The sequence below is a fragment of the Capillimicrobium parvum genome (genome assembly GCF_021172045.1).
Classification (GTDB): Bacteria; Actinomycetota; Thermoleophilia; order Solirubrobacterales; family Solirubrobacteraceae; genus Capillimicrobium; species Capillimicrobium parvum.
The window spans coordinates 2,086,469-2,100,132 of sequence record NZ_CP087164.1 but is presented as its reverse complement, the minus strand read 5'-3'; the positions used below and the strand labels follow the sequence as shown (position 1 = coordinate 2,100,132).

At 75.1% G+C, this 13,664-nt stretch carries 13 protein-coding genes; 2 read left to right on the top strand and 11 right to left on the bottom strand.

All coding sequences use genetic code 11. The features are described from left to right. The first annotated feature begins 147 nt into the window (after nt 1-147). Nucleotides 148-630 (top strand): winged helix-turn-helix transcriptional regulator, encoded by a 483-nt coding sequence (locus DSM104329_RS10480; RefSeq protein WP_259315381.1) that lies wholly within the window; start codon nt 148-150, stop codon nt 628-630. A gap of 90 nt (nt 631-720) precedes the next feature. Here DSM104329_RS10480 and cpaB read toward each other — a convergent pair whose 3' ends face one another. The 4 genes from cpaB to DSM104329_RS10460 all read right to left on the bottom strand — a co-directional run bounded on the left by cpaB (nt 721) and on the right by DSM104329_RS10460 (nt 4,462). Further along, nucleotides 721-1,404: a Flp pilus assembly protein CpaB gene (cpaB, locus tag DSM104329_RS10475; RefSeq protein ID WP_259315380.1), complete on the bottom strand. Its 684-nt coding sequence runs from the start codon at nt 1,402-1,404 to the stop codon at nt 721-723. Continuing rightward, nucleotides 1,401-2,246 carry a sensor histidine kinase gene (locus DSM104329_RS10470; RefSeq protein WP_259315379.1) on the bottom strand — a complete coding sequence of 282 codons (846 nt, stop codon included), beginning with the start codon at nt 2,244-2,246 and terminating at the stop codon, nt 1,401-1,403. Before DSM104329_RS10470 ends, cpaB begins: the two co-directional genes overlap by 4 nt. Then, nucleotides 2,243-3,016 (bottom strand): response regulator transcription factor, encoded by a 774-nt coding sequence (locus DSM104329_RS10465; protein ID WP_259315378.1) that lies wholly within the window; start codon nt 3,014-3,016, stop codon nt 2,243-2,245. The genes DSM104329_RS10470 and DSM104329_RS10465 overlap by 4 nt, the downstream gene beginning before the upstream one ends. 66 nt (nt 3,017-3,082) lie before the next feature. After that, nucleotides 3,083-4,462: a pyridoxal phosphate-dependent decarboxylase family protein gene (locus tag DSM104329_RS10460; RefSeq protein ID WP_259315377.1), complete on the bottom strand. Its 1,380-nt coding sequence runs from the start codon at nt 4,460-4,462 to the stop codon at nt 3,083-3,085. A gap of 106 nt (nt 4,463-4,568) precedes the next feature. Here DSM104329_RS10460 and DSM104329_RS10455 point away from each other — a divergent pair, with 106 nt between their 5' ends. Beyond that, nucleotides 4,569-5,033 (top strand): hypothetical protein, encoded by a 465-nt coding sequence (locus DSM104329_RS10455; protein ID WP_259315376.1) that lies wholly within the window; start codon nt 4,569-4,571, stop codon nt 5,031-5,033. A gap of 57 nt (nt 5,034-5,090) precedes the next feature. On the opposite strand, the gene DSM104329_RS10450 is transcribed toward DSM104329_RS10455, so the two are convergent. From DSM104329_RS10450 to DSM104329_RS10420, 7 genes are all read right to left on the bottom strand, one after another. Beyond that, nucleotides 5,091-6,437 carry a Rho termination factor N-terminal domain-containing protein gene (locus DSM104329_RS10450; RefSeq protein WP_259315375.1) on the bottom strand — a complete coding sequence of 449 codons (1,347 nt, stop codon included), beginning with the start codon at nt 6,435-6,437 and terminating at the stop codon, nt 5,091-5,093. A 73-nt stretch (nt 6,438-6,510) separates the two neighbouring features. After that, nucleotides 6,511-8,361 (bottom strand): PKD domain-containing protein, encoded by a 1,851-nt coding sequence (locus DSM104329_RS10445; protein WP_259315374.1) that lies wholly within the window; start codon nt 8,359-8,361, stop codon nt 6,511-6,513. A 96-nt stretch (nt 8,362-8,457) separates the two neighbouring features. Further along, nucleotides 8,458-10,074, bottom strand: a complete 1,617-nt coding sequence (locus DSM104329_RS10440; RefSeq protein ID WP_259315373.1) for a glycerol-3-phosphate dehydrogenase/oxidase — start codon at nt 10,072-10,074, stop codon at nt 8,458-8,460. Beyond that, nucleotides 10,071-11,549 carry a GMC family oxidoreductase N-terminal domain-containing protein gene (locus DSM104329_RS10435; RefSeq protein WP_259315372.1) on the bottom strand — a complete coding sequence of 493 codons (1,479 nt, stop codon included), beginning with the start codon at nt 11,547-11,549 and terminating at the stop codon, nt 10,071-10,073. Before DSM104329_RS10435 ends, DSM104329_RS10440 begins: the two co-directional genes overlap by 4 nt. After that, complete coding sequence (locus DSM104329_RS10430; RefSeq protein WP_259315371.1) at nt 11,546-11,953, bottom strand: hypothetical protein; 408 nt, start codon at nt 11,951-11,953, stop codon at nt 11,546-11,548. The genes DSM104329_RS10435 and DSM104329_RS10430 overlap by 4 nt, the downstream gene beginning before the upstream one ends. Continuing rightward, nucleotides 11,953-12,651: a FadR/GntR family transcriptional regulator gene (locus tag DSM104329_RS10425; protein ID WP_259315370.1), complete on the bottom strand. Its 699-nt coding sequence runs from the start codon at nt 12,649-12,651 to the stop codon at nt 11,953-11,955. The genes DSM104329_RS10430 and DSM104329_RS10425 overlap by 1 nt, the downstream gene beginning before the upstream one ends. A 32-nt stretch (nt 12,652-12,683) precedes the next feature. Beyond that, nucleotides 12,684-13,562, bottom strand: a complete 879-nt coding sequence (locus tag DSM104329_RS10420) for a DUF72 domain-containing protein (protein ID WP_259315369.1) — start codon at nt 13,560-13,562, stop codon at nt 12,684-12,686. Between the last annotated feature and the right edge of the window lie 102 nt (nt 13,563-13,664).

Below are 13,664 nucleotides of genomic sequence, written 5' to 3'. Positions count from 1 at the left end.
GCCCGTCCTCGCCGCGGGACGCCCCGCCCCGCGCGCCGCCGGTGCGGCCTTCCCCGCCCCGCCCTTGATCGAGCTGACTTAGCTTGAACATAGCCAGCACCATACACGGCTGACTGTTGTCTGGCAAAGTCAGCTAGACTCGGGCCGATGCAGGACGCGGTTCAGCTCGTCGGCGCGCTCGATCCCCGCAGCGGGTGGGAGGCGCGGCGCTGCTCGCTGGCCAAGGCGCTCGACGTCCTCGGCACGCGGACGTCGTTCCTGCTGATGCGCGAGGCCTTCTACGGGACGACCCGCTTCGACGATTTCGTCACCCGCATCGGCGCCAGCGAGCCCGTGACCGCCGCCCGCCTGCGCGAGCTCGTCGAGGCCGACCTGCTCGAGCGCGAGCCCTACCGCGAGCCCGGCCAGCGGACACGCCAGCAATACCGCCTCACCGAGAAGGGCCAGGATCTGCTGCCGGCGATGGTCGCGCTCATGCGATGGGCCGACCGCTGGGAGGCCGACGACGGTGGTCCGGTGCGCTTCCGCCATCGCGACTGCGGGGCGGTGGTCGGCACGCAGCTGCGCTGCGAACACGGTCACGAGATCGGTCGCGGCGAGCTCGAGCTGATCCGCACGCAGGAGCTGTAACGCCAAACGGGCACCAGCGCCCACACGTCGGCGACGCTGCGGGGCGCGTGGCGCGGCGCGGCGCGGCGTGGCGTGGCGCGACGGCGGCGCTCACAGCGAATCGCCGACCGCCAGCGGGGTGCGCCGGTGCCGGCGGTCGCCCGCGGCTCGTGGGAGCAGCCGCAGCTCGCTCGCGAACGACTGCGCCGCGGCGAGATAGACGGCCTGGCGCAAGGTCACCCGCAGCGAGGCCGCGACATGCTGGTCGCCGCGGTCGCCCGGGCCGACGTCGGCCGCTCGGACCGCGAGCACCTCGACGTCCTCGAGCGCCAGCTCCGTGCTCCCCGCGGTGCCGTCGGCGGCCTCGCGCGTGACGAGCACGTCGACGCGCCCGCCCGGGACGATCGCGCGCGGCGAGCCGATCGCCACGACGTCGGCCACCCGCTCGCCCGTGCGCACCGGCGCGCCCGGCCGCGCCGCCTCCGGCACCTTCAGCGCCGCGGCCGTGATGTCCGACCCCGCGCCCAGCGGCGCGCCGATCTGCTCGCCGATCAGCTCCTCGGGCCGCGCGAAGGCGCCCGCCGGCGCAAAGCGCTGCGGCACGCGGCGCACGCCGAGGTCCGACGCCCGCAGCCGCGCGCCCGAGCCCAGCGGACGCTGCGCGACGACGACCGCGACGAGCGGCCCGAGGCGCTCGCGCAGCGCCGCCTCGCGGCCGGCGACGTCCGAGGCGGCCAGACCGCCGAGGACGAGCGCGAGGGCCGCGAGGACGATCCCGCGCCGGCGCCGGCTCACCGGCGCCGCCGCAGCGGTTGCACCGTACCGCCCCAGCGCAGGCCCTCCGAGTCGACCGGCGCCGGGCGCGCCGACCACCGCCTCGACGCGGAGCGGTCCAGCTCGATCCCGTCGAGATGCAGCGAGAGCGACGCACCCTGGTCCTCGACCTCGCCCACCGGCAGCGGCAGATCGAGCGTCATCCGGCAGCCCGCGGCGTCCGCCGGCGAGCTCTCGAGGCGACCGCCGTGGCGCCGGGCGATCTCGTCGGCGATCGCCAGTCCCCGCCCCCGCGACCCGCGACCGCCGCGCGCACGCCGGCGCAGCGTCCCGAGCGGCGCCGGCAGGCCGGAGCCGCCGTCGGCCACGCTGAGCCGCGCCCAAGAGCCCGCGACCGACACCGACAGCACCACGTCGCCCGTCCCGTGCTCGAGCGCGTTGCCCACGAGGTTGCCGAGGGCCTGCGCCAGCCGCACCGGATCGGCGTGGACCACCGGCGCGGCCACCGGTGGCTCGACCCGGACGCGCCGGCCGACCGGCCACGCGAGCGGGGCCCACGTCACCCCGACCTGCCCGAGCAGCTCGCCGGTGTCGACCTCCTGCAGGTGCGGCGACACGGACCGCCCGCGCCGGGCGGCATCGAGGTCGTCGAGCGCCAGCGCCGCCCGGCCCAGCTCGTCGTCGATGCGCGCCACCGCGGGCCATCCGCGCTCGCGGCCGGCGGCGTGGACCGCGAGCCGGGCCGCGCACAGCGGCGAGCGCAGCTCGTGCAGCGCACGGGTCACGAGCTCCATGCGGCGGCGGTGCTTGAACCACGCCAGACCGAGCCCGCTCAGCGCGACCAGCGCCATCGCCCAGCTCATGCGACCGCCGCCGGCTGAGCGGAGAAGGTGCAGGAGGCCGGGGACTCGACGTCCACCTCGGGCCGCGGATCGATCAGCCGGTAGCCGACGCCCCACACGTTGAGGACCCACCGCTCGCCGCCGGATCCGAGTTTCTGGCGCAGCCGGCAGATGTGCGAGTCGAGCGTCCGCGTCGTTCCCGCGGTGTGGTGCCCCCACACCATCCGCAGGAGCTCGGCCTTCGTCCAGACCCGGGTCGGCTCGGAGGCCAGCACGCGCAGCAGCGAGAACTCCTTCTGCGAGAGCGCCAGCACCTCGCCGTGGAGCGTCACCTGCCGCGACGGCGGGTCGAGCACGAGCCCGCCGACCCGCAGGCGCCCGGCGACGCGCCGTCCCTGCGCCCGCCGCAGCAGCGCCGCCACGCGACCCCGCAGCTCCGGATACGAGAACGGCTTGACGACGTAGTCGTCGGTCCCGCGCTCGAACCCGCGGACCCGGTCGAGCTCGTCCGCGCGCCCGCTGAGGACGAGGATCGGCGTCGTCGGATCGAGGCGGCTCGTCGCCCCGTCGGCCTCGCGGACCGACCGGACGAGCTCCAGCCCGGACCCGTCCGGCAGCCCGACGTCGACCAGCACGAGATCCGGGAACTGGCGTTCCAGCAGGCGCCGGCCCTCGTTGACCGAGGCGGTGACCAGCAGCTCGTAGCCGTCGGCCGTGAGGTTGTCGGCGAGGAAGGTGCGCGTGGCGTCGTCGTCCTCGACGACGAGGATGGTGAAAGCGTCGTCGCTCATGCCCGCCTTAGGCCGGCCCCGCCAAGCTTCGCCCCCCCGCTGGTTGATCTCGTGACGGTTGCGGGATCAGCCGGCTGCGGACACCTCTTCGGCAAGCCGTGACAGACGCGCGTGCAGGTCGCCGACGTTCGTCTCGTGCTCCGGCTTCATCAGCACGGACCGCAGCACCCGCGCCGCGTCCACATCCCGCACGATGCCCGGGTGCAGCTGCGCGAACGCGTTCGCCGCCACGCGGATCGTGCTCAGGAACACCGGATCGGCGCCATCGGCCATCCCGACGGCCAGCGCCCGCTCGGTGGCGGCATCGACGTCCGACAGCGTCGGACGCGACGGGAAGTACGTGACGATGTCGAGCTCCGGCTCGACGTGGAGCGTCAGGCCGGGGTCCGAGCGCAGCCGCGCCGCCAGATCCAGCGCCGCCCGCCGCGAGGCCGCCAGCATGGGTCCGAGCCCGTCGCCGGCGTGGAGCGGGAACACCTGCAGCGTCAGCCACAGCGCCGCCGCGGCGGCGCCCGCGCGCGAGCACTCGAGGCTGATCTCGCCGAGGTGCAGGTCGGCGGGGACGAAGTACGTGTACGGCGACTCGTGCGCGTAGACCGCCGCCACGGACGGGTCGGCGAACAGCACCGCGCCGCACCCGTACGGCTGCAGCCCGTGCTTGTGGGGATCGACGACGACCGAGTCGCACTGCGCGATCGCCGCGAACGGCTCGCCGGCGACGAGCGGATCCGCGCCGCGCGCCAGCAGCGTGAAGAAACCGCCGTACGCCGCGTCGACGTGCAGCCGCACGCCGTAGCGCTCGCGCAGCGCGAGGGCCTCGTCGACGCGGTCGATCGCGCCCAGCCCGGTCGTGCCCGCGGTCAGGACGACCGTGCCGACGTCGCCGCCCCGGCATGCCGCCTCGACCGCGTCGAGGTCGAGGCGGCCGTGCGCGTCCGCCGCCACCGCGCGAGGCTCGACGCCAAGCACCCGGCACATGCGGTCGTGCGTGTAGTGCGCGAGCTCGCTGTGGACCACGGCCTTGCCGCCCGTCATCTCGCGGGCGACCCACAGCGCCTCGAGGTTCGCGATCGTTCCCGACGACGTCAGGTGGCCGAGCCGGGGCTGCGCGAGCCCGAACATGTCGGCGAGCGCGTCGACCGCCTCGACCTCGAGCGCGGTCGTCCCGGGCCCGCCGTCGAGCGCGTGGTTGTTCGGGTTGACGAGCATCGCGGCGAGGTAGCCGGCCGCCGCGACCCGGTGCGGCGGCTTGAGCATCTGGCCGGCGAAGCGCGGATGAAAGAACGGATAGTGATCGGCCATCCGCTCCCCGAACGCGCCCCACGCAGCCTCCAGCCGGTCCGTGTCGGGGACGCTCGCCGGGTGCGGCTCGACGGGCCCGAACCGCCCCTCCCACGCCGCGATCAGTGCCGCCGCGCGCTCCAGCAGCTCGCCTCGCTCGTCCATTCGCCTAAACGTAGATGAAAGATTCCGCCCACCCCTCGCACCCGTGCAGGAGTTGGTCAGAATGCCGCGACGACGCGCCCCCCTTCAACGGCGCGTCGCTCTCTCAATGGACACGCAACGACGCGGCAACTACGACTCGGGCGAGGACTTCGTCCTCGAATACGGCGAGCTCCGGTTCACCTTCAACGAACGCGACTTCCAGGAGCGTTGCGAGCAGGCGGCGATGAAGCTCGGCTTCGTCGGCGACCGGCTCGGCGACGCTGAGCTCGAGGACCTGGTGAACCTCGCGGTCAACGGCGAGATCCCCGACCCGACGTCGGCCCTCGGCGAGCACGTCAACGACTGCTGGCCCGAGCTCGTCGGCCCGGCGGACCGCAGCCTCGTGCACTGGCTGCGCCGCCTCGTCTTCCGCAGCGCCTGGTTGGACCAGCGCGTCAAGGAGGGCGAGCTCGACGTCGCCTTCGACGTCGAGCGCCACACGTTCGCCTACATCCAGCCCGATCGCGACGGCGAGCCGATCGAGCTGGCCCCCGAGCCCTCCTGGGGCCGGGTCGCGTACACCCCGCGCTGAACGCGCGGAGCCGAGAGCGGCGGGCGACCGCCGGCCGCGCCCGTGGATGCGTCCTCCTCAGCCGACCGCGGCCGCGCGCGCCTGGGCGATCGCGTCGGCCCCCGCGTCGCCGACGAGCAGCTCCGGCCGCAGGGTCCCGCTCGCGGCGAGGTCGACCGCCGGGAAGCGACCCGTCGAGGTCAGCCGCTCGTCGAGCGCGATGACCGTCGTCTCGCCGCCGACCGGCTTGTCGGACGTGGCGATGAGCGTCAGCGAGCCGCCGTCGACGATGTCGCGCGCCGCGGCCATCGTCCGGCGCGCCGCGCCCGGGGGCAGCATCGCGAGCGTGTCGATGAGCACGACCGCGTGGCCGCCGCGGGCGGCGATGCGCTTGGCGGTCTCGACCGCGCGCTCGATGGCGCCGGCCTGCGCGTCGGGGGACGCGGCGAACGACGTCGCGGTCACGGGCTCGACCGGGCCGCCGCGCCACTCCGTGATCTCCTCGGGACGCACCCCGGCGAGCACGGCCGACACCTCGACGCCCTCCTGGCCGGCGAGCGCACCCGCCAGCCGGCGCAGCGCCTCGGTCTTGCCGGCGCGGGCCGAGCCGACGATCGTCGCCCGCGAGCCGCGGCCGATCGGGGTGAGCCACTCGATCGCCTTCAGCGTCGGGTCGTCGCCGCCGAGCGCGAAGCGCTGCGTCGGGAACGTCGCGGGGAGCTCGTCGAACGGCGTGCCCTCGCTGACCTCGTCGGCCGGTCGGCCGTTGATCGTGTCGATGCGGATCAGCGACGGGTAGCGCTCCGAGCGTCGCGGCGCGCGCAGCGGCCCGGTGACGACGTCGCCGGAGACGAGCTCGCACCGGCGCACCTGCGCGGCCGAGATGTAGACGTCGTCGTCCGACGGGTCGGGCGGGCTGACGCGGACGAACCCGGAGCCGTTGCCGAGCAGCTCGACCGTGCCCTCGGCGACCTTGTCGGCCTCGGCCTCGGCCTCTGGCTCGGCGGTAGCGGCGGCGGCTGCGGACTTCGTGGTCGACGCCCGGCTCTCGCGGGCGCCCGCCACGGCGCCGTCAGCGCCGTCGCCGTCGTCGGCGTCGCGGCGGCTGCGCGACCGGCTGCGCGAGGAGCGGCTGCGCGACGAGCGGCTGCTCGTCCGCGGCTTCTTCTCCTCCTCCTCGTCCTCGGCCTCAGGCTCGGCGGCCGGTTCGGCCTCCGTCTTGGCGGCCGGCTCCTGCTCCGGCGCCGCGGCCGGCTCCTGCTCCGGCGCCGCGGCCGGCTCCTCGCCGGTGTGCGCCTGCATGATCGCGTCGATCAGCGCCGCCTTGCGCAGGCGGCGGTAGCCGTCGAGGCCCAGTTCGCGGGCGATGGTGTGCAGGTCGGCGAGCGGGCTCTCCTCGAGAGCGGCGCGGTCGAGCACGGCCATGAGATGTGTCTCCTCTTGTGGGGGTCGGTTGGCATCCGGGCGCGTTGGACAGCGTCCGGCGACGCCGCGCAGGCTAGCGAATCCGGACCGACCGGCTGCGCACGGTCACGTTGCCGGCTTGGTCGCTGACCCGGACGGTCACCGTCCACGTGCCCTTGCGGAACCGGTGCTCGACCGAACGGCCGCGGACGCTCGACCCGTCGCCGAAGCTCACCCGCGGCCGGCCCTTGATGCCGCCCGAGTCCGTCGCGGTGACGTTCACCGTCGTGATCCGCCCCGCCCGGCGCGTCCCGCTGAAGCTGATCGACACCCGCGGCGGCTGGGCGTCGAAGCGGATCAGCCGGGTCGGCGTGGACGAGACCTGCCCGCGCACGTCGACCGCCTCGATCCGGTACAGGTGCTGGCCAGGCCGCAGGCCGAGCTGCGTCAGCGGATAGGAGAGCTGGCGCGTCTCGCCCGCGAGCCGGTCGTCGATGTAGACCCTGTACGTGAGCGGGCCCCAGATGTTGATCGGCTCGCGCCAGGAGATCCGCGACGGGACCTCCTTGTACCAGGTCGACGACGACGCCGGGGAGAACGAGCCCGGATCGCGGTCGAGCATCGCCGCGGTCAGGCGCCGCTCGGCACCCGTGTCCTGGATCGCCACGACCGCCGCGTCGAGGTAGCGGTCGCCCGACGCGGAGACCCCGGCGTTGACGTCGACGGGCCCGAACTCGGGCTTGGAGAGCAGCTGCTCGGGCTGCCACTCGCCCGCACGCTCGCGCACCCTCAGCGAGGCGTCCGGCGCGGTCCACGCCACGAGACCGGTCTTGTCCTCGGCGAACGCGATGACCGGCCGCCGCGAGAACGGGCTCGGCGACGACGTCAGCGGCACCGCACCGCTGAAGATCACCTCGTCGTAGCGCTCCTCGAAGAACGTGGAGCCGAAGATCTGGCCGGACAGCCGCCCAGCCGCCGTCAGCCCGGCGCCGCCGACGTTCTCGGCGATCCGCGGGGCGCCGACGTCCTCGGCCGGGAAGCCCTGGCCGTCGATCGGCCGGGCCGCCTCGAACTGGGACCCGCGCATCCGCCGGGCGACGGCCCGCGTCATCGGCGCGCCGCCGTCGAAGAAGGTCTGCCGGAAGGCGATCCAGCCGAAGCTCGAGTCCGCCGACATCGCCACGTCGGGCGAGTCGGCGTTGCCGCCGGGCCGTCCGTCGAGGTCGCCGAGCGTGACGTCCTGCGGGATCGGCGACAGGCTGAGCCCGTTGACCCGGCGCGCGATGACGTGCTGGCTGCCGTCGGCGAACACCTCGCCCCATGCGGCGAGCGCCAGCCCCTCGGCCGACACCGCCACCGCCGGCCGGCGCCCCTCCGCGTCACCGGCCTGGCGTGCCGGCTCCATGTCGAGCGAGGTCGGGATGACCTGGAACTGCGTCAGACCCCGCCCCATGTAGGCCGCCCGCACGTCGCCCGACGCGGACCAGGTCACGTACGTGTGGCCGTTGAGGCCCATGTCGATCGCCGGCGCCTCCGCCGGGAACGCGACCCCCTGCGGCGTCGTCCAACCGGTCGCCGAATCGGGCCGGACGCTCGAGATCAGCGACCCGCCCGACACCCAGGCGACGACGAGCCGCCCGCCCGGCCCGGCGGCGATCACCGGCGCCGACGCGCCCTCGGCGATGCCGTTGTCGATGCGCTCCGGCGGCTGCCAGGCTCCGTCGAGGAGGCGCGCGACGAACACGTGCGGCGCGCCGCCGTCGAGCCGCAGGTAGACGACCCCGCCCGTCCCGTCCTTCTGGGCGATGTCGACGCCGCCGACGGAGACGAGCCCGGGGTTCGGCCCGTCGATGACCTCCCCGGGGAACCACGCCGCGGGCGCGGCGGCGGCCGGCAGCAGCAACAGGGCGGCGCACAGGCCGGACAGCGCAAGGCAACGACGCAACACGAACAGCTCAGAACACCTCTTCGAGTCAGCTTCCCGCGGACGTGGCTCGCAACCCGCCCGGACACGCAAAGTTCCGGTATCGGCCGGACGGAATCACCGGCGGATCCCCTCGGCCTGGGCCTCCTCGGCGAACCGCCGCACCTCCGCGGCCGTCCGTGGGCCGTCCCAGCCGAGCTCGGGCGCCAACGCGGCGGCGACCCGCTCGGCCACCCCGTCGCCGGTGACCGCCGGCGCGGCGAGGAGGCCCAGCCGGGTGCGGCGCAGCAGGACGTCGCCGACCGAGCGCGCCTGCTCGGCCCGGGCCGCATGGACCGCCTCGGCGAGCAGGTCCGGGAGCCCGTCGACGATGCGCTGGGCGAGCTCCCCCCGCTCCGCCGCGACGCTCAGCACGTCGTGCGCCGCGTGGCCGTAGCGGGAAGCGAGCGCCGCGTAGGCGGCCTCGGGCACGCCCTCCACCCGCGGCAGCGAGGCCGGGTCGACCGCCTGCCCGAGCGGGATCTCGTGCGTCCGGCACGGCGCGTCGCGCGAGTCGCGCTCGACGAGCCGGTCGACGGCCATCTTCGCCATCCGCCGCCATGTCGTCAGCTTGCCGCCGGTGATCGTGATCATGCCGCTCGACGTCTCGTAGAGCTCCGCCTTGCGTGAGATGTCCACCGACTTCTTCGGGTCGCCGGAGGAGATCAGCGGCCGGACGCCCGCGTAGGCGCCGGTGAGGTCGGCCGGCGTGAGGCTCGTGCCGAAGAAGGCGTTCGCCGCGTCGAGGATGTAGGCGACGTCGTCGTCGTCGGGGGCGATGAAGTCCAGTTCGCCCTCGTAGTCGTTGTCGGTCGTGCCGAGCAGCGTGCGCCCCAGCCACGGCAGCGCGAAGATCGAGCGCCCGCCCGCCGCCGGGACGATCGCGCCCGCGACGAGCGGCAGGTCCTCGGGCGAGACGGTCACGTGGGTGCCGCGGCTCGGCCGGATGTGCGGGATGTCGGCCTCGTCGTGCAGCTCGCCGGGCCGCAGGCGGTCGGCCCACACGCCCGTGGCGTTGATGACGTTCGCCGCCCGGATCCGCAGCGACTCGCCGGTCTCGCCGTCGACCGCGCCGACCGCGCCGTCGAGCAGCTCCGTGACCTCGACGCGGTTGGCCACCACGGCGCCGAAGCGCTCGGCCTCGGCCAGCACGGTCAGGACGAGCCGGACGTCGTCGGTCTGGCAGTCGTAGAACAGGTAGCCGGAGGTCGGGTTGCGCGGCGCGAGCGCGGGCAGGAGCTTGGCCACCTCCTCGCCGGAGATCACGCGATGGCGCTCCGGGCTCCAGGACTCCGCGAACTCGCCGCGGCGCCGCCGGCCGCGCGACATCACGTCGTAGAGGTTCAGGCCGACCCCGACGAGGCGGTCGAGGCTGCCGCCCTCGAAGGCGGGGACGACGAGCTTGAGCGGGTGGACCAGGTGCGGGGCGAGCGCGACCATGAGCTGGCGCTCGAGCAGCGCCTCGCGCACGAGCCCGAGGTCGAAGTTCTGCAGGTAGCGCAGGCCGCCGTGGACGAGCTTGCTCGAGCGGCTCGAGGTCCCGGCCGCGAAGTCGCGCTTCTCGACCAGCGCGACCGAGTACCCGCGCGACGCGGCGTCCAGCGCGCACCCGGCCCCCGTGATCCCGCCGCCGACGACGACGACGTCGAACTGCTCCCGGGTCAGGGCGTGGAGGGCGTCGGCGCGAGCGATCACCCGCGCGATGGTACGCAGGCCAGCCGATGGGCCAGCCTCGTCGCCATCGCCATGATCGTGATCTGCGGGTTGACCCCGAGCGAGGTCGGCACCGCGCTGCCGTCGCACACGTACAGGCCCGGCGTGCCGCGGACCTGGAGCTCCGGGTCGAGGACGGAGCGCTCAGGATCGGCGCCGGCCCGGGCGGTGCCGAGCGGATGGAAGGCCATCAGCGTCAGGTCGCGCGGGCGCACGCGCGCGGCATGCAGCGGGGAGGTGTCCCCGTCGTGCAGCGCCGGGACGCCCTTGACCGGGACCACCACCTCGCGCGCGCCCGCGGCGAACCAGATGCGGGCGAGGAGCTCCAGGCCGCGAACGAAGCGCGCGGCGTCCTCGCGGTGCAGGTCGTAGCGGATGACCGGGCGGCCGAGGAGGTCGTGCACCCGCCCGCGCCCGGTGTCGCACACCATCACGCCGAACTGGGCGAGGCGGCGGGCGTCGAGCATGAGCTCGCGGTGCTCGGGTCCGATGCGCGGGATCGCCATCGCCAGGTAGTCCGGCGGGCCGGCGATCCCCTCGAGCATGATGCCGTCGGACGCGAGCTCGTCGACGTGGTAGGACTGCGGGACGCCGTCCCACATCACGACGTCCTCGTCGAAGCGCGCGCGGGCGGCGGTCGCCGGGTGGATCGACAGGTTGCGGCCCAGCATCCCCGATGCGCCGCCGAGGCGGTTGCGGGCCAGCAGCACGGGCGTGTGGACCGCCCCCGCGGCGAGGATCACCCGGCCGGCGCGCACCCGCAGGCGGCCGCCGGCGGCCGTCCGGCCTTCGACGCCCACGGCGCGTCCACGCTCGACGAGGATGCGGCGCACGCGGACGCCCGTGTACGTGACGGCGCCGGCGGCGTGCGCCTTCGGCACGTAGGTCGCCCCGGTGTGCTGCTTGGCGCCCGCCGGGCAGCCGTAGGCGCACACGCCGGAGCCGACACATCCCCGCACGTTGCGGCGCAGGTAGCCCGACGACACGCCGAGCGCCTGGGCGCCGCGACGGACGATCGCGGCGTTGCGGCCGGCGAGCTCGGGCGGGACCTCGACGACGTTCAGCTCCGCCTCGACGCGCTCGAAGCACGGCTCGAGGTCGAGCTCGAGCCCGATCTCCCGCCGCCAGCGCTCGAGCACATGCGGCGGCGTGCGAAAGCAGGTACCGGAGTTGACGAGCGTCGTGCCGCCGACCGCGCGGCCGAGCGGCAGGACGATCGGCGGGGCGCCGACGGTGGCGATCTGGCCGCCGTCGCGGTAGAGCGTCGCGAGGCTCTCGCGCGGGCGGGCGGTCAGCGTGTCGGTCGGGTGGTGTGCGCCCTCCTCGAGCATCACGACGGTCGCGCCGGCCTCGGCGAGCTCCTTGGCCGCGGGCGCGCCGCCCGCGCCGGTGCCGACGACCACGACGTCCGCGCGGATCTCGCGCCGGCCGGCCATCTCACCGGCGTCGACGATCACGCGGCCGCGCTCCGCCGCGCGCGTGCGACGGCCGCCCGCGCCAGCACGGCGTCCGCGTCGTAGCCGACGGCCCGCGCGGCGTCGTCCTCGCCGTAGTACGCCATCTGGGCCAGCGCCTGCAGTGCCTGCACCGCGGGCGCCGCCGGGGTGCGGGCCAGCCGGTCGAGCACGGCGCGCCGGCGCTCGGGCGCGAGCCGCCGGAACCGCGCCCCGCCGGTCGCCAGCGGCACCGCGTCGAGCGCCAGCAGCGCGACCACGAGCGCCGCCGCGTTCGCCCGCGGCGACGCGGCGATCACCCGCTCGAGGAACGCCGACGCTCCGCCCGCGCGCAGGGGCGGCAGCGGCGGCACCGGGGCCACGACCGCGTCGATGAGCGCGGCGAAGACGTCGCGGGCGCGGGCCATCACGGCCGGCGCGCCTCCACCCGCTCGCGCTGGGCGAGCGCCAGGGCGAGCATCGCGGCCCGGGCGCCGTCGCCATCGCGCGCAGCCACCGCGTCGGCCGCGCGCTCGTAGAGCGGCGCCAGCCCGGCGTGGTCGGCGGTCACCGGCAGCGCGTCCGCGTTGGCGAAGTACGCGGCCCGGATCGCGTTGAGGATCAGGACGAAGACGAGGTTGCCCGCGGCATGGGCCAGCTCCGTCGCCCACGCGAAGTCGAGCTCCTGGGCGGCGCGGTCGCCGGGCGCGCGCGCGATGGCGTCCGCCAGCGCCGACAGCCGCCCGGCCTGCGCGTCGTCGCGGCGCTCCGCGGCGAGGGCGCCGAGCTCGGTGAGCATGAGCGTGCGCGCCTCGAAGACGTCGGCGAGCACGTCCGGATCGAGCCGTCCGCCGCGCATCAGCAGCGGCGCGAGGACGTCGAGCGTGCCGCGCTCGCGGACGTCGTTGACGCGCATGGCGACGCCGTGGCGGACGTCGACGAGCCCCATCTGCTCCAGGCGCTTGAGCCCCTCGCGCAGCGCGGTCATCGTCACGCCGAGGTCGCGGGCCAGCGCGCGCTGTCCGGGCAGCTTCTCGCCGGCGGCGTACCGGCCGCCGAGGATCGCCCCCAGCAGCGTGGCGAACACGTCGTCGGCGACCTTGGGCCGGGTGTTCGGAACAGTCACGGACTTCCGGACCGTAACAGAGTTCCGAACAGTCAGACGTCCAGCAGCTCCCTCATCCGCTCGGCCGCCACCGGCGCGTCGCTGCCCCGGTTGTTGTTGAACATCAACCGGACCTCGGCCGCCTCGGCGGCGAGCTCCCGGGCGCGCTGACCGATCTCGCGCAGCTCGTCGTCGGAATACCGGTAGCCGAAGCGCTCCGCGACGGAGCGCCCGCGCGTGTAGCCCTCGGCGTTGCGGCCGTGGGCGCGCAGGTACGCGAGGTCGGCGCGGGTGACGACGTCGATCGGCGGCAGGGCCGTCGGCGCCTTGACCTGCGGGGCGTCAACGCACACGAACGCGGCCCCGGCGTGCTCGAACCAGGCGAGGGTCGCTTCGACGCGCCCGGGGTCAAGCCAACCGGGGTGGCGCAGCTCGATCGCCAGCCGCAGCGGCGTGAGCGCGTCGACGAGGTCCTCGAGCTCGGCCAGCTGGTGGGCGCCCGGCTTGAACGCCGGCGTGAGCTGGAGCAGCAGGGACGTCAGCCGGCCGGCGGTGATGAGCGGCTCGAACGCGTCCAGCGTCCGCCGCGCCATCTCGCGTTCGAGCTCGGCGTCGAGCACGACCCGCGGGCGCTTGCCGGTGACCGCCACGTCGTCGCGCAGGTCCTTCGGCAGCGAGCTCGGCGGCGCCGCGTGGCGGGAGAGCAGGCGGTGCAGCTTGACGTCGAACGTGAAGCCCTCGCCCGTGCACTGCGCCCAGCGCGCGACGGTCCGCGGCGCGGGCAGCGCGTAGAACGTCGAGTTGACCTCGACCGCGTCGAAGTGCTGCGCATACCAGGGCAGGCGCTCGCGCGCCGGCAGGCCCGGCGGATACCACTCCTCGACGAAGCCGGGGTCGGCCCAGCTCGAAGTGCCGACGGAGATCGCGCCCATCGCCGGCGGTACTACCCGATGGAGGGCGGACGGCGGCAGATCGCGGGCTGATGGTCCTCGTCCTCGCGCTGCACACGGCGCGAGCGCCTGACGGGACGACCA

What these genes read in the sequence shown, in the direction of transcription:
- DSM104329_RS10465 (WP_259315378.1), bottom strand. Translation starts at nt 3,016, where the DNA reads ATGAGCGACGACGCTTTCACCATCCTCGTCGTCGAGGACGACGACGCC.
- DSM104329_RS10430 (WP_259315371.1), bottom strand. Translation starts at nt 11,953, where the DNA reads ATGGCCCGCGCCCGCGACGTCTTCGCCGCGCTCATCGACGCGGTCGTG.
- DSM104329_RS10460 (WP_259315377.1), bottom strand. Translation starts at nt 4,462, where the DNA reads ATGGACGAGCGAGGCGAGCTGCTGGAGCGCGCGGCGGCACTGATCGCG.
- DSM104329_RS10480 (WP_259315381.1), top strand. Translation starts at nt 148, where the DNA reads ATGCAGGACGCGGTTCAGCTCGTCGGCGCGCTCGATCCCCGCAGCGGG.
- DSM104329_RS10450 (WP_259315375.1), bottom strand. Translation starts at nt 6,437, where the DNA reads ATGGCCGTGCTCGACCGCGCCGCTCTCGAGGAGAGCCCGCTCGCCGAC.
- DSM104329_RS10455 (WP_259315376.1), top strand. Translation starts at nt 4,569, where the DNA reads ATGGACACGCAACGACGCGGCAACTACGACTCGGGCGAGGACTTCGTC.
- DSM104329_RS10420 (WP_259315369.1), bottom strand. Translation starts at nt 13,562, where the DNA reads ATGGGCGCGATCTCCGTCGGCACTTCGAGCTGGGCCGACCCCGGCTTC.
- DSM104329_RS10470 (WP_259315379.1), bottom strand. Translation starts at nt 2,246, where the DNA reads ATGAGCTGGGCGATGGCGCTGGTCGCGCTGAGCGGGCTCGGTCTGGCG.